Genomic DNA, 12,575 nt, shown 5'->3' with positions numbered 1-12,575 from the left:
CGAACACAGAAGTTAAGCTTCTTAGCGCCAAGAGTAGTTGGGGGTCGCCCCCTGCGAGGGTAGGACGTTGCCATGCTAATAATAAATAAAAAAAGGACATTAACATAATTGTTAATGTCCTTTTTTTATGCGATTGTAAAATAAAAAGCCGCTTACCGGATTTGAACCGGTGACCCCCACCTTACCATGGTGATACTCTACCTACTGAGCTAAAGCGGCATTACTATAAAAGTCTATAGTAATATTAAAAATAAATCAACCTAAATTTAAACAATCAAAACACTAGAATTATTTATGGAATTCGTAAGCAACGGAGATAGTGACTCAATGGAAAAGATAGTTAAGGTATGCATTGCTCGTGAACAAAGAGTATAAAGGGTACCAAGATCATTTTTTGAAATATAATTTTTTTTTGAAATATCAAAAGCAATAACAGAATCAAATTCCAAGCCTTTAGCTAAATAAATAGGTAATATTATTGTTTCTTCTGGAATTTTTCTGTCGCCATCTGTAACCATTGTTAATTTTACTAATGATCTGAGTTCACTATATAGTAATTTACATTCAGCCAAATTTTTAGTGATGATAGTTACTGGTTGGTTATTAGTATCACCATTTTTAATTAGGGCTATTAAAGATGCTAGTGCAGAAGCCCGGGTTTTACTAAAGTATATTTTAGGTAATTCGCCATGACGTGTGAATGATTCAATGCTATTTCCGTCTGGTAGCAATGATTTTGCAAAATTAGTAATTTCAAATGTTGATCGGTAACTTTTATTTAAAATAATTAAATTAGTTTTTTTAACTTGTAAAATATGATTTAAATTTTCTAAAAATTTAGCTGGTAAGATTAAATCATAGAATAAAGCTTGCTCACTATCTCCTAAAAGTGTTAATTTAGCGTTAGGAAAACAATTTTTTAAATATAAGAGTTGCAGCGGAGAGTAATCTTGAATTTCATCAATAAAAAGATGTTCGATATTTCTATTTTGACCATCACCCGTTAGTAAGTCTCGTAGCAATAGTAGTGGTGTGGCATCTAATAACGTGATTTTATGAAGCTCTAAGTTTGATTGGAATGATTTTTTTTCTTCTATTGAAATTGTAATTTCAAGGAATTTAGCATATTGCTCATAAATATCAATAAAATAATTATTGTAAATCGCATCATATACAATATTAAAGCGATCTTTTAATATAATGGTACCAATATATGATATTTCTTTATCAATACTATCAAATTCATCGCGTTCATAATCACTTAAATATGTTTCATATTGAGAATCAGATAACGAATCAATTTCTTCACGCATCCAATCAGATTCTGCCATTTCGGCAATTCTAGTTTTTAATCGTTTTGTTAGTGTATTTTTTGTTGCGGTAAATTTATCTGATGACAACATATTATGTGGTAGATGTGTAAATATATTAGCGATTTCTTCTTTTTTAAAGAACGGGATACCTTCATAAATGATATCTGTGAAGGCTAATTCAGATGAATCTACTGCATTTAAGTAATTTTCAATTGTTTTTTTTAAAAGTGCATTACCTCTTAAATCAGATGAAGCATGTTTATTGTTTGACTCATAATTTTCAAATAAGGTTTCAACCTTTAATCCTTGAAAACGATTAGAGAAGAATTCGGCTAACGTGACTTGTCTCATGTTCTTTTCGCCCAGGCTAGGTAGTACATCGGAAATATAGTGACTGAAAAGTAGATTTGGAGAAAATAATATAATTTGATCCGCATTTAGTGATGTTCTTGAGTGATAGAGTAGAAATGCAATACGTTGTAGAATAGCGGATGTTTTCCCACTTCCGGCAACCCCCTGGACAACTAATAAGTCACTTGTTGTATCTCGAATAATTGTGTTTTGTTCTTGTTGAATTGTAGAAACAATATTTTTCATCTGTGTGTCACTTTGTTCGCCTAAAACTTGTTGCAATAATTCATCGCCAATTGTTTCATTGGTATCAAACATCGATAGGATTTTACCTTCTTTAATTTGAAATTGACGTTTTTTGGATAATTCTGTCATTTGAGTTCCTTGTGGTGTCTTATAAGAAATATGACCCAATGCGCCGTTATAATAAATACTTGAAATAGGTGCACGCCAGTCATGTATTAGAAAATTTTGATGATCATCTACTAGAGAGGCTAGACCAATATAGAGTTGTTCCTGTTCTGGATCGCCATCGTCTTGGATGTCGATACGTCCAAAATAAGGTGAATCGCCTAATTGTTTTAAAGTATGAACCTGTTTTTCTAATATTTCTTCAGTTTGGATAGTCGTGGCGACCAATTGTTTCTGTTGTTGCACTTCGGCATTCGTTTCAATTCTATCATCAACTTCAAAAGTATTGATTTTGGCATTATCTACATAGTTTTTTTCAACTGATGAGGTTTCTTTATGTGCTTTTTCACATAGTTCGGCTGTTTTAATAGATTGGTGATTAATTTCAGTAATAATTGAATCAACTCTATTTTGTTCGATTTCTTCTTCTGACATCTTAATGCCCCCTTTGTACTATTGACCTAGTTTAAAGGTTTTTGAAATATTCGTCTAGTATTTAATATTATTTGATTTTTTCTGTTGAACACGCTACACTTACACTAATAGATAATTCATTGATTATTGCGAAGTAGGAACGCCAACTAGAACAGGGACATACTGATTTTGCTGGAAGGTATGGTGGCGGACTGAATTGGATATATGAGAATTTTGGGTAACCTCCTTATCGGTAAGTGGCAGAATTTTATTCTGCAATTTAGGTGGTACCACGAGACAGTCGTCCTATTGTTATTTACTAACAATAGGACTTTTTTTATAGATAGAAAGGGAGCGTAAATATGACAAAAAAAGTAGTCTTATCAGGGGATCGACCTACGGGGAAACTACATATCGGGCACTACATCGGTTCATTAAAGAATCGTGTTGAAATGCAAAATTCTGGTGATTATGAGATATTCATCATGATTGCTGATCAACAAGCTTTGACAGATAACGCACGTGATCCGGAAAAAATTAAAAATAGTTTAATTCAAGTAGCGTTAGATTATCTAGCGGTTGGTATTGATCCAAACAAATCAACTATTTTTGTTCAATCTCAAATTCCTGCATTAACGGAACTAACAAGTTATTACTTGAATTTGGTAACTGTTTCTCGCTTGGAACGTAATCCTACAGTTAAAGCTGAAATTCAACAAAAGAATTTTGAACGCAGTATTCCTGCCGGATTTTTTGTTTATCCGGTTAGCCAGGCTGCAGATATTACAGCATTTAAAGCAACAGTTGTACCTGTTGGCGATGATCAAGAACCAATGATTGAACAAACACGCGAAATCGTTAGAAGTTTTAATACAATTTATCAACAAGATATTCTTGTTGAACCAGAAGGTGTCTTCCCTCCAAAAGGGCAAGGACGTTTACCTGGATTAGATGGTAATGCAAAAATGAGTAAGTCACTAGGAAACGGGATTTTCCTTGCCGATGATGCGGAGACATTGAAGAAGAAAGTAATGTCAATGTATACAGATCCAGATCATATTCATGTTGAAGATCCAGGTAAAGTTGAGGGTAACATGGTATTTACTTATCTTGATATCTTTGATAAAGATACTGAAAAAGTTGCCGAACTTAAGGCCCAGTATCAAGCAGGTGGCTTAGGCGATGTTAAAATTAAACGTTATTTAAATGAAGTACTTGAAGCTGAGTTAGCTCCAATTCGTGAACGACGAGCTGAATTAGCTAAAGATCCTGAAGCCATTTATGCAATGTTAAAAGCGGGTAGTGATAAAGCTAATGCTGTTGCAAACCAAACATTGAACGAAGTTAGAGATGCGATTGGAATTAATTATTTTAACTAGTTCGGTTGTGAAACGTTTCTTTGATTTAGTATGAGGTGAGTAATAATGGAAAAGTTTGTTTTATTGGATTTGGGTTCAAATTCGGTTCGATTATCAATTAACGAACAACTTGATAATGGACAATTTAAAGAAATTAAGCGTTTAAAATCGGAAACACGATTATCTGAAGGGATGGGGAAATCCCGAGTGTTACAGGAACATGCGATGGCTAGGACAATTGAAGCCTTAGTTAGTTTTAAAAAACAATATGATATTTATGGACCGGTTGCTGTACATGGAATTGCCACTGCAGCTGTACGAATGGCTCGAAATCAAAAAGAATTTTTACGTCGAATTAAAGAGGCAGTTGGTGCTGATATTGAAGTTTTAAGTGGGGATGATGAAGCTTATTACGATTATATGGGTGTAATGGAAGCCTTACCAATTCATGATTGCTTGATTTTGGATACAGGTGGCGCAAGCAGTGAATTAATCCATGTGGTTAATCGAAAAGTGGTACATCTTGTGAGTTTGCCATTTGGTGCAGTGACTTTATCCGAAAAATATTTAAAAAATGAACAGATTACGAGTAAAGAATTATTTCAGTTAATGGAGTACTTGGTGACCGCTTTTCAAAAGTTGGAGTGGTTGAAGGAAGCAATGGAGTTGCCCCTCGTACTACTTGGCGGCTCAAATCGAATTATTGGACGTTTAAACCGCAAAAAACAGAAGCTAATTAATACGGAGGCAATTAATGGCTATCAATTGTCACGTAAGGCAGTTTCATTAACTTTTGAGGACTTGGTAGGCTTGACGACTAAAAAGCGTGCACAAGTCAGTGGTATAGCTTCTAACCGTGCGGATATTATTGTAGGTGGAATTGCACCAGTTGTTGTTCTGGGACAATATTTAAATTCTGTTGGTGTCATTTTTTCTGAAAGTGGTGTCCGAGAAGGTTATTTAACAACTAAATTAGGTAAATAAAAAGACATCAAAAATTGATGTCTTTTTATTTTGGTAAAATATCTTCGAATGTCATTGCTGATAAAAATTTTTGAATGCGTTCTGTAGGGTGATTGAAAAATTCGTCTGGTGAACCATTAAATAAGATATTGCCATCTTCTAGAAAAATGATATTATTGGCAACAGCTTTTGCAAAGGCCATATTATGAGTAACGATAACCATTGATTTTTTTTCTATATCCAACTTAAGTAGAACTCTTAAAACCTCTGCTTCTAATTCAGGATCTAGTGCAGAAGTTGGTTCATCAAATAATAAATATTTAGGATTCATTGCCATTGCTCTAGCAATAGCTACACGTTGTTGTTGACCACCAGATAACTGGCTTGGATAGTAATTAGCACGATCTGAAAGACCGACTAATTCTAAAAGTTCTTCAGCGCGTTGTGCAACAATTAATTTTTGTTCCTTTAAAACGTGAAGGGGTCCTTCCATAACATTTTTCAAAACAGTTAAATGAGGAAATAAGTTATAGTCTTGGAAAACCATACCTGTTTCACGACGAACTTCCAAAATTGTTTTTTCACTGATTGGTTGGGTAAAGTCGATCTTTTTATCATCTAATGAGTAGAGACCTTCTTCGGGTTGTTCTAATAAATTAAATGAGCGTAATAAGGTTGATTTACCGGAACCAGAAGGACCAACGATGACGGTTGTTTCGTTTTCTGGTAATTCAAATGACAACGATTTTAAGACTTTATGTTGGTCGAAGTATTTATTAACATTTTCAAATTTAATCAAAGTTAAGACCTCCTAGTTATTTTTAATGTAACGCGATGTTCTTTTTTCTAGATAATATTGACCAACGTTTAAAATTGAGCAAAAGACTAGATAAACGACCGCTACTTCACAGTATAAGGTCATAGGTTCATAAGTTCTTGCCGCAATTTGTTGACCAACGGAAAACATTTCGACAATCGTGATTGAGAAGGCTAATGACGTATCCTTTATTAAACCAATGAAACTATTTGATAAAGGTGGAAGTGAGACCCGTGCTGCTTGTGGTAAAATAACGCGAAATAACACGGTTGTGTGTGTCATACCAATGGCGTAACCAGCTTCCCACTGACCTTTTGAAATTGATAGAATAGCTGCACGAATTGTTTCCGATGCATAAGCACCAACGTTTAATGAAAAAACAATAACAGCGGCACTGAATGCGCCGAATTCAACTGTATAAGGTGCTGGTAATCTAGGTAGTCCATAAAATAGGATAAATAATTGCACAATCAAAGGCGTTCCTCTGAAAATCCAAACATAGAATGAAAAGAATGCTTTACCAATCCCTTTTAAAATTTGGGTGAAGGTACTGCCTTTTTTTATATCTGATATTCGAACTAGTGCGGTGATAATTGCGATGATGATCCCGATAACGAATGAAATTATCGTCAAAGGGATAGTGTAGCGAATTCCAGCTTCTAAAATGGTTGGGAGTGAATCAATAACAAGTTTCATAAACGCGGAACCTCTCTTAATCTATTATTAATAAAAAAAGACTGATGACAAAATGGATTTTGCACCAGTCCTTTTGGAATTATTTATTTGTGATGTCGCTACCAAAATATTTTTTTGATAGTTTTGATAATGAGCCATCAGCACGTAATTCTTTAAGTGCTTTGTTTAATTCTTTTTGTAATTTTGGGTTGTCCTGTTGGATTAAGCCAGCAACTTTTAATGCTGGAATTTCAGAACCTGTTGAAATTGTTTTAATGTTCGTATCAGGTTTTTCTTTTAAGTATGAATAGACAGCATCGTTACTGTTAATGGTACCATCAGCCCGACCATCTAGGATTAAACTGATTGTATTTGCAAAATCATCTGTTGAGACAACATCAGCACCAAGGCGTTCAGCATCGGCTCCATTTTCACTTGTAACCGTTTGTGCCATCTTTTTACCCTTAATATCTTTAATCGTTTTAATAGAAGAGTTATTATTTTTGACGACTAAAATTGATTTTGAATAAATATAAGGTGATGTAAAGTTGTATTTATCTTGACGTTCTTTTGTAACACCAACGTTGTTTAAAACAACGTCGTATTTGTTAGCATCTAATCCTGCAACTAATGAATCCCATTTTGATTCGATAAATTTAGGCGTTAAATCCATTTTTTTAGCTAATTGTTTACCAAGATCAACTTCGAAACCAGTTAATTTATTGTTACTATCGTGGTAACTATAAGGGCGGTAAGTACCTTCTAATCCGATTGTTAATGTACCCTTTGTTTGTGTTACATCGGATGCTGTATCTTTCGATTTACCGCAGGCGGTTAAAGCAAGAGCAATCAATAACACACTGGCAAGACTTAATATTTTTTTCATTTTAGTACGCCCCTTTTTTTAAAAGTAATATATTATCTATCTATAATAGCGTAAAATAAGCTAAGAAACCAATTATTTCTCTTACTAAAAGTAAAAACAACAAAAAGGACTAAGGTAATGACAAAATTTATAAAATTTTATCAAAAAAAATGGCATGATAGATTAATAACCTTATTAAATGACAATCTTATTTCAGATGATGAAAAATTAGAAATAGAAACGCATGCTCTTAATCATGAATTAGGGGATCAGATGACTGAAAATTATATAGCAGATTTTACCTTGCCAGAAGGTATTGCGTTTAATTATTTAGTTGATGGAAAAAAGATGACGGTCCCAATGGTAACTGAAGAACCTTCTGTAATTGCGGCAAATAATAATGGGGCAAAAATAATTGCATCTGCGGGTGGATTTACAACAAAAATTAAATCACGCTTAATGATAGGTCAAGTTATTTTAGAAAATATTGATGATGCGGATAACGTTATCAACCAAATTAATGAACAACAATTGAATTTAATTAAAATAGCGAATGCTGCTCGTCCTTCACTTGTAAAACGAGGCGGTGGCGCACGTTGGGTCAGAGTTCGAAAACTAGCAGCTGATCTAATTTCGGTAGATTTAGCAGTAGATGTTCAAGAAGCAATGGGCGCTAATAGTGTAAATACAATGATGGAGGCAGTTGGTGAAACGCTGCAAACACAGTTTAAACAAGACGTCCTTATGAGTATTCTATCCAACTACGCAACAGATTCATTAGTTGAATCAAGCTGCTCAATTCCTTTTACGTTGTTAGATTCTGCAGAAATTAGTGGTGAACACATAGCTAAGAAAATTGTCTCAGCAAGTCGAGTGGCTCAACTTGACCCATATCGTGCCGTCACACATAATAAAGGTATTATGAATGGGATTGATGCGGTTCTCATTGCTTCGGGAAACGATTGGCGTGCCGTTGAAGCAGGTGCTCATGCTTATGCTAGCCAAGATGGCCAGTATCGTGGCTTGACGAAATGGTCGATAGTCAGTGATAATTTAGTTGGCATAATTAAATTACCAATGCCCATAGGAGTTGTTGGGGGTTCGATTGATATTGTCCCAATGGTTCAAATTAATAAAAAAATGATGGGTATTCGATCAGCAAAAGAGCTTGCTAGTTTGGTTGCAAGTGTTGGGTTAGCTCAAAATTTAGCGGCACTTAAAGCACTTGTTTCTGAGGGTATTCAAAAGGGACATATGGGTCTTCAACTAAAATCACTGGCAGTTAAAGTTGGCGCTGTAGACGAAGAAGTGGCACAATTAACTGAGTTATTAAAAAATGAGAATCGACCAGATACAGAGGTTGCAACAAAAAAACTAAATGAATTAAGAAAAAAAGGGGATAATTAAATGGTTGAGATTACATTACACCAAAATACACAAAATTTAATTACTACAATTAAAGAACAATTTGATGGAGAAATTAAAATTCAATATGGTGGCGAAAAAGTTGGGTTTATTAAGCATCAACAAGTAGAATCTCGGTTAGAAGATGGAAATTTCATTATTAATGTGACTGATATTACAGCACCTGATTACTTGATTTCGCATGAACTATTCCATTTTTTCTTGCAACTTAATCAGGCACCTGAATTAATGTTAAAAATGACAACGGATGATTTTAATATCGACGATAAAATCAATGCGACGGCTGTTCAACTTTATGATACGGTTTTACATGGGACTATTTTTAGATTACAAGAAGAAAATGGGTTTATTGATGATAATATTAGAGAATTATTCTATCAAGGAATCTTGGCAACAGTGACTGCTGAACCTAAAGAAGGTAGCGGCCCAGATGAATGGGGAATGTACCGATTAATCACACTTTTAGATGCTTTGGTGTTCTTTCAAAATGAAGATATGGAACAAATTACTGAAAAATTCTTAGAATTTTACCCTATCGCAACAGATGCTGCACTTAAATTATTGGAAATCTTAACATCTAATGACTTACGTGCACCTTTTGAAGCTCGCCGAGCAACGGTTGCCTTATTTAAAGCCTTCGATGCACAACTTGAAGCGTGGAAATTACCAAAAATGTACTTAAATACGTTTGCAACGTTAACACCAGTTTTCAGTGAACGTCAATTAAAATTAGAAGTACGTCAATTGTTTGATATTATGCATTCTGAATTTAAAAGTAATGTTAATTTTGCGTCAGCTTATGTTGGTATTCAAAAGAATGATCAACAAAATGCATTTGTTATTACAGTACCTAGAAATGCGGATTCAAAAGAGGTTATTTTACGTACGTACGATATGACAGTGTTAGAATTAATGCAAACAATTAAGATGCGCTTTATAGTTAGAACTGCTGAATAATGATTGATTTAGCAAAATATAATCTAGCTGTTATCACAGCTGGAAACAACATTTTATTATTAAATCGTTTGAAAAAACCATATGTTGGTCTTTGGAATGGAATTGGTGGTAAACGTGAACCACAAGAATCTGAACTTGCAGGGATGCTTCGTGAATTATATGAGGAAACAGGAATCAAAATTACCGATTCTCAATGTAGACCAACGGGTTATCTTGAATGGTCAGTGGACGACGAATATCAAGCTACAATAGCGTTATTTCATATCTCTTTACAACAACCATTTGGAAAACAATATCCACAAAGAACACGAGAAGGTATTTTAGCAGACTTTCCAGTTGAATGGGCTTTGAATAAGCAAAACGTCGGACTAACACCTGATTTAGTTCCTGTGTTACCCTATATTTTAAAGGATGAATTTCATCGATATTTGACAAATTTTAATGGTTCACAATTAGTTGATTTTAAAATTAAATTATAGTGAAGGACTGTTGTAAAATGATTGAACACAGTGAAATTTTTACTCGATTAAATAATCTAAAGACTAGATTACAATGGCTAACTTATTTTCAGCGGTTTTTTGACTTCATTCTGTTTTACTTTGGTTTTTCTAGTTTTTTTGGTGGAAATCCAATAACGTTATTTGGAACAGTTTTCACAAAAGGTGAAGGGTTACTACTAACGTTGATGGTTGCGGCGATAACGTTTAGTATCACGGCACTGAAACAAGATCCAAGACGGGTTGGGCGGATTTTAATTACCATTTTAGATGGACAGCTATCTGAAAAAGAAATTATGATTATTCGTCAATTTCAAAAATATGCACGCTAATTTTAAAAGAGATAGTCTATGTTAAACTCACGGACTGTCTCTTTTTATTGCTTAAAATCGGCTGAAAACTATGATATACTGTTAAGGAGTTTATACAGAACGAATGTTAAAAAACACATGAAATACGATACGGAAAGGGTCTTAAAAAATGACAGAAAAACCCACATTTTATTTAACAACACCAATTTATTATCCATCTGGTAAATTACATATTGGAAATTCATACACAACAATTGCGTGTGACGTCTTAGCACGTTACAAACGCCAAAAAGGATATGATGTTTTCTTCTTAACGGGAACAGATGAACATGGTTTGAAAATCGAACAAAAAGCTGAAGAATTAGGGACAACACCACAAGCTTATGTCGACGGTATGGCTAGTGATATTAAAGAATTATGGAAAACCCTTGAAATTACAAATGATAAATTTATTCGAACAACAGATGATCAACATGAAAAAGCTGTGCAATATATCTTCGATAAATTACTTAAACAAGGCGATATTTATTTAGGAGAATACGAAGGCTGGTACTCTGTTTCTGATGAAGAATTCTTTACAGAATCACAGTTGGCTGAAGTTTTCCGTGATGATGACGGTAAAATGGTTGGTGGTAAAGCGCCAAGTGGTCACGAAGTTTCATTAGTTAAAGAAGAATCATATTTCTTTAAAATGAGTAAATATGCAGATCGTTTACTAAAATATTATGAAGATCATCCTGATTTTATTCAACCAGAATCACGTAAAAATGAAATGATAAATAATTTCATTAAACCTGGTTTGGAAGATCTTGCTGTATCTAGAACGACATTTAACTGGGGCGTAAAAGTTAAAAGTAACCCTAAACATGTTGTTTATGTTTGGATTGACGCTTTAGCAAATTATATTACAGCCTTGGGTTATGGTTCAGATGATACTGAACTATTTGATAAATATTGGCCTGCAGATGTTCAAATGGTTGGTAAAGAAATCGTGCGTTTCCATACGATTTACTGGCCAATTATTTTGATGGCGCTCGATTTACCTTTACCAAAACAAATTTTTGGTCATGGTTGGTTGTTAATGAAAGACGGTAAAATGTCTAAATCAAAAGGTAACGTTATCTATCCAGAAATGTTAGTAGAACGCTATGGATTGGATGCACTCCGTTACTACTTAATGCGCGCTGTACCATTTGGTAATGATGGTGTCTTCACACCAGAAGACTTTGTTTCACGTGTTAATTTTGATTTAGCTAATGATTTAGGGAACTTATTAAATAGAACTGTTGCGATGATTAACAAATACGATGGTGGTAAAATTCCAGCATTAAAGGGTAACGTAACTGAATTTGATGGAGACTTAGGTCAAACAGCTGAAGATACAATTACGGAATATACTGAATTAATGGATAAAATGGAATTCTCAGATGGATTAAATGCTATCTGGAAATTAGTTGCTAGAACAAATAAATATATTGATGAAACACAACCATGGGTTTTAGCTAAAGATGAAGCACGTAAAGCTGAACTTGATAGTGTTATGGTACATTTAGCAGCTAGTTTACGTGTGATTGCTGTCTTAATCCAACCTATTATGACGCATGCACCTAAAGAAATTTTTGAACAATTAGGTTTAGACACGGCAGATATGGCTATTGAAGAATTAAACTACTCTGATTTCCCAATGGACAGCGTCGTTGTTGAAAAAGGAACGCCTATTTTCCCACGCTTAGATGTTGAAGAAGAGATTGCCTATATTAAAGATCAAATGACAGTTTCAGATAAGAAGAAAGGGCGTAAAGCAATGGCAGTTAATGATACAGAGGATTCTTTAGATTGGAATCCAGAAAATGTGGCTCTAAACTTAACATTACCTCAAACGACATTTGATCAATTTGAGCCAAATGAATTAAAAGTTGCTGAAATTATTCAAGTTGAAAAAGTACAAAATGCTGATAAACTATTGAAATTTAGATTAGATGCTGGTGATCCTGATCATCGTCAAATCTTGTCTGGTGTAGCAGAGTTTTATCCTGAAACAGATGTCTTATTAGGAAAAAAAGTTGTGATTGTTGCGAACTTAAAACCGCGTAAGATGAAAGGCGAAATTAGCCAAGGAATGATTCTATCTGTAGAATACGATGGTAAATTGAAATTAATTACCGTTGATGAAGATATTAAAAATGGCGCAATTGTAGGCTAAATAAAGTAAGGACTG

Annotated in this window: 10 protein-coding genes, 1 tRNA gene, 1 rRNA gene and 1 pseudogene; 8 read left to right on the top strand and 5 right to left on the bottom strand. The window is 34.1% G+C overall.

Annotation, left to right across the window (positions count from 1 at the left end; translation table 11 throughout):
- A 5S ribosomal RNA gene (gene rrf / locus AC1RO3_RS06495) occupies positions 1-76 on the top strand; the annotation flags it as partial.
- Between the two features lie 70 nt (positions 77-146).
- Here the strand turns inward: rrf and AC1RO3_RS06490 are convergent.
- Positions 147-219, bottom strand: a tRNA-Thr gene (locus AC1RO3_RS06490).
- Positions 220-266: 47 nt separating this feature from the next.
- Positions 267-2,510: an RNA polymerase recycling motor HelD gene (gene helD, locus AC1RO3_RS06485; protein WP_481761804.1), complete on the bottom strand. Its 2,244-nt coding sequence runs from the start codon at positions 2,508-2,510 to the stop codon at positions 267-269.
- 341 nt (positions 2,511-2,851) lie between these two features.
- Between helD and trpS the strand changes: the two genes are divergently transcribed.
- Together trpS and AC1RO3_RS06475 are read left to right on the top strand one after the other, a co-directional pair.
- Positions 2,852-3,868: a tryptophan--tRNA ligase gene (trpS, locus tag AC1RO3_RS06480; protein WP_481761803.1), complete on the top strand. Its 1,017-nt coding sequence runs from the start codon at positions 2,852-2,854 to the stop codon at positions 3,866-3,868.
- A gap of 45 nt (positions 3,869-3,913) precedes the next feature.
- Entirely contained in the window at positions 3,914-4,831 is a 918-nt protein-coding gene (locus tag AC1RO3_RS06475) for a Ppx/GppA phosphatase family protein (protein ID WP_481761802.1), read from the top strand.
- 25 nt (positions 4,832-4,856) lie between these two features.
- Here the strand turns inward: AC1RO3_RS06475 and AC1RO3_RS06470 are convergent, their stop codons facing one another.
- From AC1RO3_RS06470 to AC1RO3_RS06460, 3 genes are all read right to left on the bottom strand, one after another.
- Positions 4,857-5,609, bottom strand: a complete 753-nt coding sequence (locus tag AC1RO3_RS06470; RefSeq protein ID WP_481761801.1) for an amino acid ABC transporter ATP-binding protein — start codon at positions 5,607-5,609, stop codon at positions 4,857-4,859.
- A gap of 12 nt (positions 5,610-5,621) precedes the next feature.
- Complete coding sequence (locus AC1RO3_RS06465; protein WP_481761800.1) at positions 5,622-6,323, bottom strand: amino acid ABC transporter permease; 702 nt, start codon at positions 6,321-6,323, stop codon at positions 5,622-5,624.
- Positions 6,324-6,402: 79 nt separating this feature from the next.
- A complete protein-coding gene (locus AC1RO3_RS06460) occupies positions 6,403-7,188 on the bottom strand; it encodes a transporter substrate-binding domain-containing protein (RefSeq protein WP_481761799.1) in 786 nt (261 codons plus the stop codon).
- 114 nt (positions 7,189-7,302) lie between these two features.
- Between AC1RO3_RS06460 and AC1RO3_RS06455 the strand changes: the two are divergent.
- The 5 genes and pseudogenes from AC1RO3_RS06455 to metG all read left to right on the top strand — a co-directional run.
- Positions 7,303-8,574, top strand: a pseudogene (locus AC1RO3_RS06455) (hydroxymethylglutaryl-CoA reductase, degradative); the annotation flags it as partial.
- The gene (locus tag AC1RO3_RS06450; protein ID WP_481761798.1) at positions 8,575-9,549 is read left to right on the top strand and encodes an IpaB/EvcA family protein; all 975 of its coding nucleotides are present in this window, start codon (positions 8,575-8,577) and stop codon (positions 9,547-9,549) included.
- A complete protein-coding gene (locus AC1RO3_RS06445; RefSeq protein ID WP_481761797.1) occupies positions 9,549-10,028 on the top strand; it encodes an NUDIX domain-containing protein in 480 nt (159 codons plus the stop codon). Before AC1RO3_RS06450 ends, AC1RO3_RS06445 begins: the two co-directional genes overlap by 1 nt.
- A 17-nt stretch (positions 10,029-10,045) precedes the next feature.
- Complete coding sequence (locus AC1RO3_RS06440) at positions 10,046-10,378, top strand: hypothetical protein (RefSeq protein ID WP_409021927.1); 333 nt, start codon at positions 10,046-10,048, stop codon at positions 10,376-10,378.
- 148 nt (positions 10,379-10,526) lie between these two features.
- Positions 10,527-12,560, top strand: coding sequence for a methionine--tRNA ligase (gene metG, locus AC1RO3_RS06435; protein ID WP_481761796.1), 2,034 nt, complete (start codon positions 10,527-10,529; stop codon positions 12,558-12,560).
- The last annotated feature ends 15 nt before the right edge of the window (positions 12,561-12,575 follow it).

Source organism: Dellaglioa sp. CoH-57-MRSF-19 (genome assembly GCF_056781975.1).
Note: the sequence above shows the minus strand (reverse complement) of the source record. Positions and strands in the feature narration are given on the sequence as shown.

Bases quoted from the DNA above. Each gene is read 5' to 3' on its own strand.
- AC1RO3_RS06460 (WP_481761799.1), bottom strand. From the start codon at position 7,188: ATGAAAAAAATATTAAGTCTTGCCAGTGTGTTATTGATTGCTCTTGCT.
- AC1RO3_RS06465 (WP_481761800.1), bottom strand. From the start codon at position 6,323: ATGAAACTTGTTATTGATTCACTCCCAACCATTTTAGAAGCTGGAATT.
- AC1RO3_RS06440 (WP_409021927.1), top strand. From the start codon at position 10,046: ATGATTGAACACAGTGAAATTTTTACTCGATTAAATAATCTAAAGACT.
- helD (WP_481761804.1), bottom strand. From the start codon at position 2,510: ATGTCAGAAGAAGAAATCGAACAAAATAGAGTTGATTCAATTATTACT.
- metG (WP_481761796.1), top strand. From the start codon at position 10,527: ATGACAGAAAAACCCACATTTTATTTAACAACACCAATTTATTATCCA.
- AC1RO3_RS06450 (WP_481761798.1), top strand. From the start codon at position 8,575: ATGGTTGAGATTACATTACACCAAAATACACAAAATTTAATTACTACA.
- AC1RO3_RS06475 (WP_481761802.1), top strand. From the start codon at position 3,914: ATGGAAAAGTTTGTTTTATTGGATTTGGGTTCAAATTCGGTTCGATTA.
- trpS (WP_481761803.1), top strand. From the start codon at position 2,852: ATGACAAAAAAAGTAGTCTTATCAGGGGATCGACCTACGGGGAAACTA.
- AC1RO3_RS06445 (WP_481761797.1), top strand. From the start codon at position 9,549: ATGATTGATTTAGCAAAATATAATCTAGCTGTTATCACAGCTGGAAAC.